Genomic DNA, 15,175 nt, shown 5'->3' with positions numbered 1-15,175 from the left:
ATTTGCGTGGGGGATTAAAGAGCCTCGCGTCAGCGCCTTGTAGCGGCGTCGATAATGGCGCGAGCCTGGGTTACGGCGGCTTCGGTCGTGACCTCGCCGTCCTGAACCTTTTGGGCCAGGTCCATCAGCGGCGTACCGGTGACGACGCCGGTCTGGGCTTCTTCCTCGACATGCACGCCGCCGTCGCGAGCGATGACCGCGTCCCAAGCGTCGCGGACAGCGGCCCAGTAGGTCTGCGTCGCCGCCCAGTAGTCGTCCCCGGCCTTGGGCGAATAGCTGGTCGAACGGTCGTAGGTGTTGACCACGTCTTCCTGAACGATGGCGACGGGCTCGTCGCCGGCGCGGCCGTTCATCTTCACATTGTCCTGGATATGGACCCAGCCCGCGGGCGTCAGGGCGTGGCGGTTCGTGCCCAGATAGCGGTCATAGACGGGGTTCAGCACCGCGTCGCGTCGCGCCAGCGGCCGCCAGGTCGGGTCGGAGGTCCACACGCTCAGGCCGTTGACATAGGTCCACCGGCCGACGCCGCCGTAGCGGGGCGAGTCGTCCGTCTGCCACACTGTCTGCGACCAGGCGCCCGCGCCCTGATCGGCCGACACCGGCGTCAGGGTCCACTGGTTCGGCCCGGCATAGGTCAGGACGGTCTGCGGTTGATAGACCCAGTCCTGACGCCAGTGCTTGACGACGATGGCCTGGCCGTCGTGTTCCATGACCAGGATGTGCTGCAGGCTGATCTTGTCACCCTTGTCATAGACAACGCGCACGATCTCGCTGCCGCCTGACAGCTTGCCCTCCATGGGGTCGTAGTCGGCGTTGAAGCTGACGTTCTCGCGCATGTCGAAGTGGACACGGAACTGGCCAGCCTGGGCCAGGATGGACTGACGGTCACGCTCGAACTGACTGGCGGGCGTCGCGGCGTTCGCGACGGGCGTGGGCTGGGCCAGGGCGCCAGCCGCGGGAGCGGCGCCGGCCAGCAGGGCGGCGGCGATGAGAATGGCGCGCATGGGCTTCTCCATAATGAAAGTCGTTTGCATTTTAGGTGTCTGTCTCAGTAGCGCAAGTTGACCGAGACGCCGAAGTTGCGGCCGGGCTGGGTGAAGGCGTCCAGCGTAGCGGGGCGGCCGTCGACGGCCGGGCGGTTCAGGCCGCGAACGTCGCTCCACCAGGCGTATCTCTCGTCGAAGACATTGAAGACGCCGGCGCGAAGGGTGGCCTTCTCGGTGACGTTCCAGAAGGCGGTCAGGTCCAGGATGGCGAACTCCTCGCCCGGCCAGCACAGGCCGCCGCCGCAGTCGTAGTTGGACTTGTCGTCGGACCAGGTGACGGTCGCCCCGCCGCCCCAGACGCCGGACGGCGCGGCGTAGTTCAGGCCCGCCACCACCTTGATCGGGTCGATGCTGGTCAGCTTGCCGCGCTCGCCGTCCGTTTCCTGTTCGCCGTCGGCGAAGGAGGCGGCGACGATGGCCGAGAAGCCGTTGTCCCAGCGGATGTCTCCGCGCGCTTCCAGACCCCAGATCTTCACCTCGGTCAGGTTGACGTACTGATAGATCAGCGGATCGACACCCGGCACGCCGGTCCCGCGCACCACCACCTGGTTGATGAAGTCGTCGTAGCTGGTGTGGAAGGCCGTGGTCGACAGCGACAGGGCGCCGCCGAACATGTCGAGGTTGCGGAAGCGGAAGCCGCCCTCGATGCTCTCGCTGGTTTCCGGCGTCAGGTCGGGATTGGGAATGGATTCGTAGCCAAACACCGGGTTGGCGAAGAAGTTGTTCACCTGCATGGGCGAGGGCGCCTTGAAGCCCTGGGCGTAGTTGGCGAAGACGCCGAAGTGGTCGTCGGCCCAGAACATGACGCCGACCTTGGGCGACAGATGGCTGTCGCTCTGCCCCTCGGCCGGGGCCGGGAACAGGGCGTCGGCCTTGGGCGTCAGCTCATACCAGTCGTAGCGCAGGGCCGGGATGATGCTGAGGCGGCCGCCCATCAGGGTGATCTCGTCCTGAATGAACAGGCCCGCCAGATCATATTCAGTCTTGGGGAAGGGGCGGGCAGGGAAGGGCTCGCCCATGGGCGGCACGGTGCCGTCGCGGATGCCTTCCTGGGTGGTGCGCGACCAGTCGCCGCCGATAGTGACGCGGTGCTGGACCGAGGGACCGCCAAAGGTCTTGGACCCCTGCGCCGCCAGACCCCAGACAGAGTTGTCAAAGGTCACGTCGCGAGTGCGATCGACAGCCGGAGTGCGGTCTTCAAATGTGAACTGGGTCGTCGTGGCGTCCTGCCAGTAGGTAGCGATCGAGCCGTCATCCAGCCCGAAGACATCGCTGAAACGCCAGTCCAGGCTAACCCGGTCGCGCTGCGTCTCGTCGTGGGCGGTCAGTCCGATTACCGTGGCCGAATAGCTGCTCAGCGCCTCGCCATCCATTTCCTGATCGAAATGGTCATAGGTCAGGCGGACGGAGTGGTTGTCGTTCACATCCCAGACCAGCTTGCCCAGGACGGCGTTGGAGGCGAACTCTTGCGGGTTCGGCTGGGTGCGGGTCGAGCCTGTGCCGCCGGTCTCGGCCATGTTTTCGGTCTCTTGAGCGTCACGACGGGTGTAGGCCAGCAGGCCGGACAGGCTCCCGGCGCGGCCCGCTAGCGCCAGACCCTCGGTCCAGCCTTCATCAGCGGAGCTGTAGCCGACGCGGGCGCGGACGCCGAAGTTTTCGCCGCTGGCGATGAAGTCCGACGGGTCCTTGGAGGTGAAGCTGACCGCGCCGGCGATGCCGTCCGAGCCGTAGAGGGCTGAGGCCGGGCCGCGCAGGATCTCGACCGACTGGACCAGGTCCAGGTCGTTGTAGCCGCCGCGACCAACGCTCTGGGCCCCGAAAGCGAAGCCGTCCGGCACACGCACGCCGTCCTGAATGATCAGGACCCGGTTGCCGCCCATGCCGCGAATGGTGAAGCCCGAGTTGCCGTCACGGCCGGCGCCCGACAGGGCGGCCGAGAAACGGGCGGGGCTGGTCGGGACGCTGACGCCCGGCTCGAACCGGATCAGATCCTTGATGTCGGTGACCAGGTTGTTCTCGATGGTCTCGGCGGTGATGACGCTGACGCTGGCGGGGACGTCGTCCACGCGCCGCTGTGTGCGGGTGCCGACCACGGTGATCGGCGCCACCGGCACGGCCTGCTCCAGATCCGTGACCTCTTCGCCCCAGGCGGGGAAGGCGGCGGTCGAAAGGGCGGTCAGCCCGGCGGAAAACATCAGAAGCGTGCGCATGGTTACGGCCCCGGTTGGAGAGGGGTGCGCAATTACTGCGAACGATTATCAGAATCAACCTCATTTATCCAAAGGTTCGTCCGAACGCACGCAAGCGGAGTATGGGCGGGTTGCGTTCAACCGCATCAGCGGTAGAGGAGGGGTCAGGATAAGGATGCGAACAATGGCTCAGGACGACGGTCTGTTTGATGAGGACGGCGGCGGATTTGATGTCGATGACTGGGCGCGACTGACGCCGTTCACCGCCAGGATCGCCACCCTTGATGACGTTCAGGCGCGCCGGGCCGTATTCGCCCTGGGGGACACCGAGGATCCCCGTGTCATCGACATGGAGCTTCCGCAGCCGGCGATCTGGTGGGAGGACGACGGCGAACAGGCCGTAGTGATCGTCCAGGCCGAGAGCCACATTGGCGCCGATGGCGAGATCATGGAGGTGCTGGGCCTTATCCTGCCGGATGGCGATGGCGCCGTAGCCTTGCTGGACGATGTTGATCTGGTGGATGATACGGACCCCACCTGGCGTGATCTGGTCGCCAACGCGGTGGATGGGGTCGATATTTCAGACTGATCGCCAGTGACAGGTTGCGGCGATCCCTCGATCATAGATAATTGGGCGTTTCCGAAAGGATGATCGCCATCACCAAGTCCAGCGTTTCCTCAGACGGCATCGCCGACGCCCTTACGCTTCGTATCGTGCGTGGGGAACTGGCCCCCGAAGCTCGACTTCGGCAGGACCATGTCGCGGAAGAGTTCCAAGTCAGCCATGTGCCTGTGCGCGAGGCTTTTCTGCGCCTCATAGCCAAGGGTCTGGCTGTCAGCAAACCGCATGCGGGGGTTCGCGTCGCGCCGCTGGACCAAGCCACGCAACGCGAGGTGAAGTTGATGAGGATGGCGCTGGAGCCCCTGGCCTTGCTGCATTCCATCCCCAACCTCACGCAGGAACAGATTGCTCAGCTGGAGCACCTGCGTCTTGCCTGCGATGAGGCAGACGACATTCACGACTGGGAAGAGGCCAACCGGGCCTTCCACATGGGCTCCATGGCGGCCTGCGGGATGCCCAGGCTGTTGCAGGACGTCGGAGACCTTCAGCTGCATGGCGCACGGGGCATGCTGGTGCATTACAGGCCGCGTTGGAAACGGCGAGCCGATCCCGACCACAACGCACTTATGGCTGCGATCAGGATACGCGACGTAAAGGTGGCGCTCGCCGTCGCCGAGCGCCACCTGTCCAGGTCTGTCTAGCTACGCGCCGTTTAGGCCGCTTGCTCCTGACAGGGCGCTGAAATTCCAGCCTGGTCGGCGCGCCTGAGATTCAGCTTGTTGAAAAGCACCGTGTCCCGATCTTCGCCGGGATTGTCTGCGGTCAACAGGGTGTCGCCAACGAAGATCGAGTTTACGCCGGCGAAAAAGCACAGGGCCTGAAGCTCGTCCGTCATTTCCGATCGTCCGGCCGAAAGGCGGACATAGGCGTGCGGCATCAGGATGCGGGCGGTGGCGATGGTGCGGACCAACTCGATCGGGTCCAGTCGCGGCGCATCCGCAAGAGGGGTTCCCGCCATCGGCATCAACATGTTGATCGGCACGGACTCGGGGGGATGCTCGAGAGAGGCGAGGGTGCGCAACATGTCGATGCGATCCTCAGCCGTTTCACCCATGCCGACAATGCCGCCGGAACACACGTTGATTCCTGCCGCTCGGACGCGATCCAGGGTTTCCAGGCGGTCTGCAAAGGTGCGGCTGGTGATGATCTCGGGATAGAAACGTTCCGAGGTGTCGATGTTGTGATTGTAATAGTCGAGGCCTGCTGCCCGCAGGCTTGCAGCCTGATCGTCCGTCAGCATGCCCAGGGTCATGCAGGTTTCAAGACCCAGCGCCTTGACGCCGCGCACCATCGCCAGGACGCCCGGCATGTCACGGTCTTTCGGCGATCGCCATGCGGCGCCCATGCAATAGCGTGTGGCGCCGGCGTCTTTCGCCTTTTGGGCTTCGTCCAGAACGCGCTGGACTTCCATCATCTTGGTGGCTGACAGCGTCGTGTCGTTGCGGGCGGACTGTGAGCAGTAGGAGCAGTCTTCCGGGCATCCACCTGTCTTGATGGACAGAAGTTTCGAGCACTGGATGGTGCTGGGCTCGAAATGGGCCCGGTGGACGGAATGGGCCTGGTGGAGCAGGTCCATGAAGCCTGAATTATAGATTGTGCTCGCGTCGGGAGCTTGATTCTTGGACATGATATTGAGCCTGCGAGCATCTGGGACGACCATCATAGATACGAACTATCACGTTTTGGAATGGTGGATATTTTTATATATTATACGACCCGTTGGCGTGTTCGCACCGCTACATGCACTCACCGCATGAGGCGCGATCGCTAGCTCTAATCCCGTAGCGAAGCCTCAACGTTATTTCGCATAATATATCTTAGGCGATAAATCCGTAATCCTTGGCGACCAGGCGAAATCCCTTCCAGATCACTTGGAAGCCCTATTCCGCTGGGGAATCGGCGCGGCGGCGCAGTTCGATGATGCGAACGCACCAGATCGAGACTTCGTAGAGCAGCACCATGGGTACAGCGAGCATCAGTTGGCTGATGGGGTCTGGCGGCGTGACGACGGCGGCGACGACAACGACGGCCACAATGGCGTAGCGACGGCCCTTGGCCATGACGCTGGAACTGATCAAACCCGCCAGGCCCAGCAGCGTCATGACGACGGGCAACTGGAAGCACAGGCCGAACGCCAGGATCAGCGCCGTGACCAGATTCAGATAGTCCGACACCTTGGGCAGCAGTTCAGCCGCCACGCCGTCGCCGATGATCTGCTGGCTCAGCGAGAACCACATGACGAAGGGCAGCATGACGTAATAGACCAGCGCTGCGCCCAGAAGGAACAGCACCGGCGCCGCGATCAGGAACGGCAGGAAGGCGCCCTTTTCGTTGCGATAAAGGCCGGGTGCGACGAAGCGATACAACTGCCAGGCCAGAACCGGGAAAGCCACGATGACGGCGCCGAGTCCGGCCAGCTTCATCTTGGTGAAGAGGATTTCCAGCGGCGCCGTGTAGATCAGCTTCACGCTCTGGTGATCCACATCCGGCACGGGAATCAGGCGCGCGGTTCCCAGGATCAGATCGAATGGCGAGACATGACCGTGCGCGCCTACCGTCTGGTGGAAGGCGGCCGACACCACATAGGGCTGAACCAGGAAGAGATAGAGCTTCTCGGAAAAGGCGAAGCAGCCGATGAAGGCCACGATGAAGGCCACGACGCAGATCAGCAGCCGCCCGCGCAGCTCGATCAGGTGATCCATCAGGGGCGCGCGCGACGCCTCGATGTCGGCCTCATCCCGGTCGAACGACGTCATAGCTCGACCTTCTTGGCGCGCTTGACCGCAGGCTTGGAGGCCGCGGGTTTAGTGGAGCCGCCGGTCGATGCGGCGCTCTTGGTCTTGGGTCTGGGTTTCGGCTTGGGCTTGGTCGCCACGATGGGTTCCGCGATCGAAGGCGTATCCGGCCATTCATCCACCCCGGTCGCGACCGGCTCAGGCTCAGGCTCAGGCTCTGCAGGCGCAGCCAGCGCCGGGGCGTCCAGCGGGCCTTCAAGATCCTTGCGGATATCCTTGAAGGCCGCTTCGGCGTCAGCGCCAAGCGGGTGCATCCCCTGCCCGCTTCGCAGCGCCTCGACCTCCTTGCGCAGGTCGTCGAGCTCGGACTGACGAGCCATTTCGTCGAAGCTCGCGCGGAATTCGTTGGCCATGCCGCGCGCCTTGGCGACGAACTGACCGACCTTGCGCATCAGCATCGGCAAATCCTTGGGCCCCACGACAAGCAGGGCCACCAGACCGATGACAAGGATTTCGAACCCGCCGATTCCGGGGCCAAGACCACCCATGATTCAGCGTCTTTCCGCGAAAGGCTTAGCGGTTCAGTTCTTCTTTTTCGGCTTCGGTGCGCGGCAACGAGCTGACGCCATCCTTCGGACCCTTGGAATCCGTGTCGTCCTTCAGGCCGTCCTTGAAGGCGCGAATGCCCTTGGCGGCGTCGCCCATGATGCCGGACAGCTTGCCGCGGCCGCCGAACAGCAGGGCGACGACGACGATGACGATGGCCCAGTGCCAGATGCTCATGGAGCCCATGGCGTTACCTCCTCAAAAGGACCACGAACGCGGTCCTGTCCGACTGATTGTTGTGCGTCATATAGGCTGACTGATGGCGGCGCGCCAAGGGACGCTGTAGGGACCCGATCATGAGTCTCGTTGATCATGTCATCATCCATACCGACGGCGCCTGCAAGGGCAATCCCGGCCCCGGCGGTTGGGGCGCAATCCTGCAGACCGGCGGCGGTCACGAGAAGGAGCTGTGGGGCGGCGAGCCCAACACCACCAACAACCGCATGGAGCTGATGGCCGCCATCGCCGCGCTGGAGGCCCTGAAGCGCCCGTGCCGCGTCGATCTGCACACCGACAGCAAATACGTCATGCAGGGCATCACCGAATGGATCCGGGGCTGGAAGGCGCGGGGCTGGAAAACCGCGGACAAGAAGCCGGTCAAGAACGACGACCTGTGGCGTCGCCTGGACGAGGCTCGCAGCCGTCACGAGGTCAAGTGGCACTGGGTGAAGGGGCACGCCGGCCACGCCCTGAACGAACGGGCCGACGCCCTGGCGAATCGCGGCGTCGAAGACATGCGACGCCGCTAGAAGCCTCAGATCGAACGAACCCGCAGGCGCGGACCATCGACCGATTCGACCACAACGCTTTCACCCGCCAGCGGTCCGGCGCCCTCGATCTCGGCGGGCCATTCCGCGCCCGAGACGAAGACGCGGCCGCGTCCATCGACAAAGGCTTCGACCACCCTCGCCCGCTCGCCGACCAGACGCAGGTCGCGGTCGTTGATGTCCGGCTCGTCGTGAGGGTTCACGCGCTTGATCAGGCGGCGCGACAGGATGGTTGAAGCCACGGTCAGGGCGGCGAACACGCCGATTTCAACCGGCAGGCCCAGGTTGGGCGCCAGCGCCGCAATCAGCGCCACCAACCCGGCTGATACCGCCGGCCACAACAGCCACTCGGTCGAGGCCGCCGCCTCGATCGCCAGCAGGACCACGCCCACCGCCAGCCATAACCAGAAGGGCTGGACGGCGTACAGGTTCAGTAGCCAGTCCATGCCCTACTCCGTGGTCGGCACGGCGCCGCCGGGGCGACGCGGTGCGGGACGAGACGGCGCCGCGGGAGCCGGGGCTGGCCGAGCGACCGCACGCGTCTCGGTGCGGACATGTTGCTGCTCCTTGGCCAGGCCGACCAGTTCGCCCAAGCCGGCGATGGTGCCGACCAGGCCGCCCATTTCGGCCGGGACGATGACCGTCTTCTGCTGGGGGCTGCGCGCCAATTCCGCAAAGGCTTCGACGTATTTCTGGGCCACGAAGTAGTTGATGGCGTTGACGTCGCCGCGGGCGATCGCTTCCGACACCATGGCCGTCGCCTTGGCCTCGGCCTCGGCTTCACGTTCACGGGCCTCGGCGTCGCGGAAGGCGGCTTCACGACGGCCCTCGGCCTCCAGGATCGCAGCCTGCTTGGCGCCCTCGGCGCGAGCGATGGCGGCCTGCTTTTCGCCGTCCGCCTCGGTGATGACGGCGCGACGCTCGCGCTCGGCCTTCATCTGACGCGCCATGGCGTTGGTGATGTCGCTGGGCGGCGTCAGGTCCTTGATCTCGATGCGGTTGGCCTTGACGCCCCACGGCTCGGTCGCCGCGTCGATGACGTGCAGCAGACGGGTGTTGATGGCGTCGCGCTGCGACAGCACCTCGTCCAGTTCCATCGAACCGACCACGGTCCGCAGATTGGTCATGCAAAGCTGGGCGATGGCGTAGGGCAGATCGTCCACGCGATAGGCGGCGCGGGCGGCGTCCATCACCTGGATGAAGACGATGCCGTCCACCTTCACCATGGCGTTGTCCTTGGTGATGACCTCCTGGGTCGGGACGTCCAGCACCTGTTCCATCATGTTCATCCGCTTGCCGATACGCTCGACGAACGGGGTCAGGATGCTGATGCCCGGCTTCAGCGTCTTGGTGTACTTGCCGAACCGTTCCACCGTGAATTCACGGCCTTGCGGCACGATCTTGATGACGCTGAACAGGAAGATGATCGCGAAGGCCGCGAACATCACAAAGAAGATAATCGAGAAATCCATAAGCCCCTCCGGTTGGGAGGCGAGCTTAACGGTCGTCCGGCCCTGACGCCACAGAATCCGGTTCAGCCACGTTGACAAGGCTGTCAGCGCGACGATCCGTCGCCATGGCGTGAGCCTGGAGAATGATGCGGCGCGTCTCGGACCAATCGACCCGTTGCAGCGCCTCGTGCAGAGGAAGGAAGATCGCTTCGGCCGCGTCGTCGCCCGCCACCGGCTCGCCGCCGGTCCAGATCGCGGCGTAGTCGATCAGGACATAGTGCCGCCCGGCCTCGGGAAACACACCGTCCACCACGTCGATCAGACCGATCAGTTCTGCCTCTACGCCCGTCTCTTCGCAAAGTTCACGCAGGGCCGCATCGGCCAGCCGCTCGCCCGGCTCTATTCGCCCGCCCGGCAGGCTCCACTCGCCCTGACGCGGCGGCGTGCCGCGACGGATCAGCAGGACTTCGTCGCCTTTCAGGCAGACCACGCCCACGGCCGGGGTCGGAATCATGTTTTCTCCGCAAATTGACCACCTGGAGGCAGGGTTTTGCGCTTCCACCACGTCGCGCCTTTTGCCACAAGGCGGATATGACCCTCCCCACGCCCGCCGCCATCGAAGAGCTGAAATCCGCCCTGCCCGGCGCCTGGACCACGGACGCCGACGACATGGCGCCATGGCTGACCGAATGGCGGGGACGATGGACGGGCGAGACGCCCATCCTGCTGCAGCCCCGCACGACGGAAGAAGTCGCCAAGGCCGTCGAGATCTGCGCCCGCCACCGCGTCGCCGTCGTGACCCAGGGCGGCGGCACTGGCCTGGTCGGCGGTCAGATTCCCTTCGGCGAGGTCCTTTTGTCCACGCGCAAGCTGCGGACCGTGCGGGACGTGACGCCGTTGGACGACGCCATGACGCTGGAGGCCGGGGTGACCCTACTCGAGGCTCAGCAACTGGCCAGGGAGAAGGACCGTTTCTTCCCGCTCAGCCTGGCGGCCGAGGGCTCGGCCACCATCGGCGGGGTGATCTCGACCAACGCCGGCGGCACGGCGGTCCTGCGCTATGGCATGATGCGCGACCTGGTGCTGGGCATCGAGGCGGTCATGCCCGACGGCCAGGTGTTCAACGGCCTGAAGCGGCTGCGCAAGGACAACACCGGCTATGACCTGAAGCAGTTGTTCATCGGCGCCGAGGGCACGCTGGGCGTCGTCACGGCGGCGACGCTGAAACTGTTTCCCATCATGCGCAGCCGCGCCACGGCCATTGTCGGCCTGGAAAGCCACCACGCAGCCGTCGCCCTGCTGGCCCGCGCCAAGGCCGAGACCGGCGGTGGCGTCGAGGCCTTCGAACTGATGAAGCGCCTCGGCATGGCCCTGGTGCTCAAGAACATTCCCGACACGCGCGAACCGCTGGAAACCACGCCGCCCTGGTACGTCCTGATCGAACTGACCTCAGGCGAGCCCGACGGCGCCGATTCGGCCATGGAGCGTCTGCTGACCAACGCCTTCGAGGAAGGTCTGATCGTCGACGCCGCCATCGCCCAGAACGACGCCCAGAAGGCCGCCTTCTGGCGCCTGCGCGAAGAACACTCGGCAGGGCTGAAACCCGAGGGTGGCGGCTGGAAGCACGACGTATCCGTGCCGGTCTCCCGTATCGCCGACTTCATCGACGAGGCCACGGCGGCGGTCGAGAAGTTCCACCCCGGCTGCCGCGTCTCGGTCTTCGGCCACGTCGGCGACGGCAACCTTCACTATGACGTGATCCCCGGCGTCGGCGAGGACGTGCCCGCCTTCATCGCCCGCTGGATGGAAGGGTCCGAAGTCGTCCATGATGTGGTGGCTCGCTACAATGGCTCCATCTCGGCGGAACATGGCCTGGGACGGCTGAAAACCGACGAGGCGCGGCGCTACAAGTCGCCGCTGGAGATCGCGACCATGCGGGCGATTCGTCAGGCCATCGACCCGCAACGGATCATGAACCCCGCGATCCTCTTCTAGGCGTCACGACCGCATGTGACGCCGCCGACGGTTCAAATCGTCACGGAAGCGGCCTATGAGGCCCGCTTCCCGATGCATCGGAGCCTGTGTCGCCTTGCTGATCGTCCTGTCCCCGGCCAAACGGCTGGACTTCACGCCCCCCGCCATCAACGTGCCCGCAACCTCGCGTCGCTGCGCCGACGAAACCGCGGAACTGGCCAAGGTCACCAAGAAGCTGAGCCGCGCTGATCTGCGTCGCCTGATGTCGATCTCGGACGCTCTGGCCGACCTGAACTACGAGCGTTTTCAGTCCTTCGACAACGAGACGGCCGAGGGCGCGCTGCAGGCCGTCTTCGCCTTCGCCGGCGACGTCTATGACGGCCTGGACGCGCGTTCTCTGGCCCCGGCCGATCTGGACTGGGCGCAGGATCACCTGCGCATCCTGTCGGGCTTCTACGGCTTGTTGCGCCCGCTCGACGCCATCCAGCCCTATCGTCTGGAGATGGGAACTCGCCTGAAAACACCGCGCGGCTCCAACCTCTATGACTTCTGGGGTGAGCGAATTTCACTGCGCCTGAACGAGGACGCCGCTCCCCTGCCCGACCGCACCTTGGTCAATCTGGCCAGCCAGGAATACTTCGGCGCGGTCGACGCCAAGGCGCTGAAGCTCCCGCTGGTTACGCCCCACTTCAAGGAGCGCAAGGATGGCGAGGCCCGCATCATCTCCTTCTTCGCCAAGAAGGCGCGCGGCGCCATGGCCCGCTACGCCATCGAGAACCGCATCGAAAAGGCCGAGGATCTCAAGGCTTTCGACCGTGACGGCTACCGCTTCGACAAGGCGCTTTCCACGGACGCGGACTGGATATTCATCAGAGAAGGAAATTCCTGATCGCCAGATTGAACGACTGCGGTTAGGCTGCGTTGCAGCATAGCTAATTCACGGGTTCTCTCCGCATGTTTGCCATGAACGATCTCAAGGGCCAGGTCGCCGTCGTCTCCGGCTCGACCTCTGGCATTGGCTTGGCTCTGGCCCGCGCCGTCGCACAATGTGGCGGCGACATTGTTCTGAACGGCCTGGGCGATCCTGCGGTCATCGAACAGACCCGCGCCGATCTGGCCGCCGACACAGGCGTTCGTGTCCTCTACCACCCCGCCGACATGACCCAGCCGGATCAGATCGGCGACATGGTGGCCACCGCGCACCGCGAATTGGGCCGTCTCGACATCCTGGTCAACAACGCCGGCATCCAGCACGTCGAGGCTGTCGAAAATTTCCCCGCCGATGCGTGGGAGAAGATCATTTCGATCAACCTGTCCTCGGCCTTCTACGCCACCAAGGCGGCGATCCCGATCATGAAGGCCCAGGGGCGCGGCCGCATCGTCAACATCGCCTCGGCCCACGGCCTGGTCGCCAGCCCGTTCAAGTCGGCCTATGTCGCCGCCAAGCACGGTGTCATCGGCTTCACGAAGACCGTGGCCCTGGAGCTGGCGCAGCAGAACATCACCTGCAACGCCATCTGCCCCGGCTTCGTCGAGACCCCCATCGTCGCCAAGCAGATCGAAGATCAGGCCCGCACCCGCGGCTTGACGCCCGAGGACGTGATGAAGAACGTCATCCTCGGCTCGCAGCCGACCAAGCGCTTCGTCACGACCGACGAACTGGCGGGCATCTTCCTCTATCTGGTGTCCGACCTCGGGGCCTCGGCCAACGGGTCGCACTACTCGGTCGACGGCGGCTGGACCGCGCAATAGCGATCTGAAGGGGCGGAAGATGGCCAAGTCGAAAGTCCGTCGCCCCATCTGCCTCGCACTTCAAGGCGGCGGCTCGCACGGCGCTTTTCAGTGGGGCGTGCTGGATCGGCTTCTGGAAGCCGACATCCTCGACATCCGCGCCGTCACCGCAGCCTCAGCGGGAGCGATGAACGCCGCAGCCCTGATCACCGGGCTGGAACAAGGCGGCGCCGAGGGCGGTCGCGCCGCGCTCGACAAGCTGTGGCGCGAGGTCAACCAGTCCGGCGGTCGCAACGTCTTCGGCGACAGCGCCATCTGGTCCAGGGCCCTGACGCCCGGCTGGCTCAAGGACAGCCCGATGTGGAAGGCCGGGGAGACGCTGGCCATGTCGATGAGCCCCTACGCGTTCAACCCCTTCAACCTGAACCCGCTGAAGCGCGTGCTGGAAACCGCCGTCGACTTCGACGCCGTGCGCGGTTCCGATATTCAATTGATCGTCTCGACCACGGCGGTCCGCGCCGGTCGGTCGCGCCTGTTCCGTTCGCCAGAGATCACATCCGACGTCCTGCTGGCATCGGCCTGCCTGCCGCACCTGTTTCAGGCGGTCGAGATCGAGGGCGAGCCCTACTGGGACGGCGGCTATCTGGCCAATCCAGCGCTCTGGCCGCTGTTCTACGCCGACACCCCCGACGACATCCTGCTGTTGCCGCTCAACCCCTTCGTGCGCGACGAGGCTCCGCGCGAGGCGGGCGAGATCATGGATCGCCTGAACGAGATCCTGTTCAACGCGCCTCTGGTGGCCGAACTGCGCGCCGTCGCCTTCGTTCAGGACCTGATCGCCGAGGGCAAGCTCAGTCGCACCGAGGACCGCCACCGCGCCGTCCGCATGCACGCCATCGAGGTCGACGACTGGCTGGGCAGCCTCTCGCTTTCGACCAAGTTCGACACGGAATGGAGCTTCCTCAACGATCTGAAATCGCGGGGGCGTCAGGCGGCGGAACAATGGCTGGAAACCTGCGCGGCTCAGGTAGGCAAGGCCTCCAGCGTCGATCTGAAGGCCCGTTTCCTTTAGCCGACAAAGCCCGCCGCCCGACGCAGGCGGTCGTTGATCGCCTCGCCCAGCCCCTTTTGCGGAATCGGAGACACGGCGATGCCCGCGGGCTTGTTTCGATCCGCTTCGCGTAACAGGCGAAACAGATTGGCTGCGGCCTCGCGCAAATCGCCGGTCGGGCTCAGACTCCATCCCTGTTCGCCGACGCCGGGGCCGAACCCCAGCAGGATTTCTCCCTCCCTCGCGGCCTCGGCCTCGATCCGCACCGGGGCGTCGGGGGCGTAGTGCAGAGCCAGACGACCGGGCGAACGATGTCCCTGCCCCGCCTCTTCAGCCAAGGGCCCCACGGCGCTCTCGATCTCCTCGCGCGTCACCGAACCGGGGCGCAGCAGGGCCACGCGGCCGTCCAGCACCGAAACGACCGTGCTTTCCACGCCTACGGCGCAAGGCCCGCCATCCACGGCGGCGCCGACCGACTGACCGGTCTCCTCCAGAGCGTCGTCGAATGTCGTGGGGCTGGGCCGTCCCGAACGATTGGCCGAGGGGGCGACGACAGCGCCGCCAAAGGCCGCGATCACGGCGCGCGCGCGCGGGTGCCCCGGCACGCGCACAGCAACGCTGTCCAGCCCCGCCCGCGCCAGATCGCAGACCCGATCGCGATCACGCACCGGCGCCACGATGGTCAACGGACCGGGCCAGAAGGCCTCGGCCAGCGCCCTCGCCCGGTTGTCGAAGACCGCGATGGACTCGGCGTCCAGGGCGTTGGCGACGTGTGCGATCAAGGGGTTGAAGCGGGGTCTTCCCTTGGCCTCGAAGATACGAGCCACCGCTTGCGGGTTGGAGGCGTCTGCCGCCAGACCATAGACCGTCTCGGTCGGCAGCATGACCAGCCGTCCGGTCTTCAACGCCTCGGCGGCGATTTCAGGGGTGTCGCCCTTCATGACCGGCGCAACCCCGAACCGAGCAATCTGCGATTTCGAGGTTCAGCCAAGGGTCTTTCCTT

At 65.1% G+C, this 15,175-nt stretch carries 17 protein-coding genes; 7 read left to right on the top strand and 10 right to left on the bottom strand.

The genetic code is table 11. From position 1 onward, the window contains the following. Positions 1-29: 29 nt before the first annotated feature. On the bottom strand, positions 30-1,004 hold the full coding sequence (locus ACZ5XO_RS07935) for a DUF6607 family protein (RefSeq protein ID WP_464164792.1): 975 nt from the start codon (positions 1,002-1,004) through the stop codon (positions 30-32). A 44-nt stretch (positions 1,005-1,048) separates the two neighbouring features. Continuing rightward, entirely contained in the window at positions 1,049-3,256 is a 2,208-nt protein-coding gene (locus tag ACZ5XO_RS07930) for a TonB-dependent hemoglobin/transferrin/lactoferrin family receptor (RefSeq protein WP_464164790.1), read from the bottom strand. Between the two features lie 163 nt (positions 3,257-3,419). On the opposite strand from ACZ5XO_RS07930, the gene ACZ5XO_RS07925 reads away from it, so the two are divergent. Continuing rightward, positions 3,420-3,824 carry a hypothetical protein gene (locus ACZ5XO_RS07925; RefSeq protein ID WP_464164789.1) on the top strand — a complete coding sequence of 135 codons (405 nt, stop codon included), beginning with the start codon at positions 3,420-3,422 and terminating at the stop codon, positions 3,822-3,824. Positions 3,825-3,883: 59 nt separating this feature from the next. Then, positions 3,884-4,498 carry a GntR family transcriptional regulator gene (locus tag ACZ5XO_RS07920; protein ID WP_464164787.1) on the top strand — a complete coding sequence of 205 codons (615 nt, stop codon included), beginning with the start codon at positions 3,884-3,886 and terminating at the stop codon, positions 4,496-4,498. Between the two features lie 11 nt (positions 4,499-4,509). Here the strand turns inward: ACZ5XO_RS07920 and bioB are convergent, their stop codons facing one another. The 4 genes from bioB to ACZ5XO_RS07900 form a co-directional block, all read right to left on the bottom strand. Continuing rightward, a complete protein-coding gene (gene bioB / locus ACZ5XO_RS07915; RefSeq protein ID WP_464164786.1) occupies positions 4,510-5,517 on the bottom strand; it encodes a biotin synthase BioB in 1,008 nt (335 codons plus the stop codon). Positions 5,518-5,737: 220 nt separating this feature from the next. Next, positions 5,738-6,613, bottom strand: a complete 876-nt coding sequence (gene tatC, locus ACZ5XO_RS07910; RefSeq protein ID WP_464164784.1) for a twin-arginine translocase subunit TatC — start codon at positions 6,611-6,613, stop codon at positions 5,738-5,740. Beyond that, the gene (tatB, locus tag ACZ5XO_RS07905; RefSeq protein WP_464164783.1) at positions 6,610-7,140 is read right to left on the bottom strand and encodes a Sec-independent protein translocase protein TatB; all 531 of its coding nucleotides are present in this window, start codon (positions 7,138-7,140) and stop codon (positions 6,610-6,612) included. Before tatB ends, tatC begins: the two co-directional genes overlap by 4 nt. Positions 7,141-7,165: 25 nt before the next feature. Next, on the bottom strand, positions 7,166-7,384 hold the full coding sequence (locus tag ACZ5XO_RS07900) for a twin-arginine translocase TatA/TatE family subunit (RefSeq protein ID WP_207827173.1): 219 nt from the start codon (positions 7,382-7,384) through the stop codon (positions 7,166-7,168). A 110-nt stretch (positions 7,385-7,494) separates the two neighbouring features. On the opposite strand from ACZ5XO_RS07900, the gene rnhA reads away from it, so the two are divergent. Continuing rightward, the gene (gene rnhA, locus ACZ5XO_RS07895; protein ID WP_464164781.1) at positions 7,495-7,947 is read left to right on the top strand and encodes a ribonuclease HI; all 453 of its coding nucleotides are present in this window, start codon (positions 7,495-7,497) and stop codon (positions 7,945-7,947) included. Between the two features lie 5 nt (positions 7,948-7,952). Here the strand turns inward: rnhA and ACZ5XO_RS07890 are convergent, their stop codons facing one another. The 3 genes from ACZ5XO_RS07890 to ACZ5XO_RS07880 are packed head-to-tail and all read right to left on the bottom strand — an operon-like array spanning position 7,953 to position 9,930. Further along, on the bottom strand, positions 7,953-8,411 hold the full coding sequence (locus ACZ5XO_RS07890; RefSeq protein ID WP_464164780.1) for an NfeD family protein: 459 nt from the start codon (positions 8,409-8,411) through the stop codon (positions 7,953-7,955). 3 nt (positions 8,412-8,414) lie between these two features. Then, positions 8,415-9,437: an SPFH domain-containing protein gene (locus tag ACZ5XO_RS07885; RefSeq protein WP_464164779.1), complete on the bottom strand. Its 1,023-nt coding sequence runs from the start codon at positions 9,435-9,437 to the stop codon at positions 8,415-8,417. Positions 9,438-9,462: 25 nt separating this feature from the next. Continuing rightward, a complete protein-coding gene (locus tag ACZ5XO_RS07880; protein WP_464164778.1) occupies positions 9,463-9,930 on the bottom strand; it encodes an NUDIX hydrolase in 468 nt (155 codons plus the stop codon). 77 nt (positions 9,931-10,007) lie between these two features. Between ACZ5XO_RS07880 and ACZ5XO_RS07875 the strand changes: the two genes are divergently transcribed. From ACZ5XO_RS07875 to ACZ5XO_RS07860, 4 genes are all read left to right on the top strand, one after another. Further along, complete coding sequence (locus ACZ5XO_RS07875) at positions 10,008-11,411, top strand: FAD-binding oxidoreductase (protein ID WP_464164777.1); 1,404 nt, start codon at positions 10,008-10,010, stop codon at positions 11,409-11,411. Positions 11,412-11,505: 94 nt separating this feature from the next. Next, positions 11,506-12,279, top strand: coding sequence for a peroxide stress protein YaaA (yaaA, locus tag ACZ5XO_RS07870; protein ID WP_464164879.1), 774 nt, complete (start codon positions 11,506-11,508; stop codon positions 12,277-12,279). A 65-nt stretch (positions 12,280-12,344) separates the two neighbouring features. Then, on the top strand, positions 12,345-13,142 hold the full coding sequence (locus ACZ5XO_RS07865; RefSeq protein WP_464164776.1) for a 3-hydroxybutyrate dehydrogenase: 798 nt from the start codon (positions 12,345-12,347) through the stop codon (positions 13,140-13,142). 19 nt (positions 13,143-13,161) lie between these two features. Then, the gene (locus ACZ5XO_RS07860; protein ID WP_464164774.1) at positions 13,162-14,193 is read left to right on the top strand and encodes a patatin-like phospholipase family protein; all 1,032 of its coding nucleotides are present in this window, start codon (positions 13,162-13,164) and stop codon (positions 14,191-14,193) included. Here the strand turns inward: ACZ5XO_RS07860 and ACZ5XO_RS07855 are convergent. Further along, on the bottom strand, positions 14,190-15,113 hold the full coding sequence (locus ACZ5XO_RS07855) for an L-threonylcarbamoyladenylate synthase (protein WP_464164773.1): 924 nt from the start codon (positions 15,111-15,113) through the stop codon (positions 14,190-14,192). The genes ACZ5XO_RS07860 and ACZ5XO_RS07855 overlap by 4 nt on opposite strands. Between the last annotated feature and the right edge of the window lie 62 nt (positions 15,114-15,175).

The organism is Brevundimonas sp. T2-11 (assembly GCF_055397675.1).
Note: the sequence above shows the minus strand (reverse complement) of the source record. Positions and strands in the feature narration are given on the sequence as shown.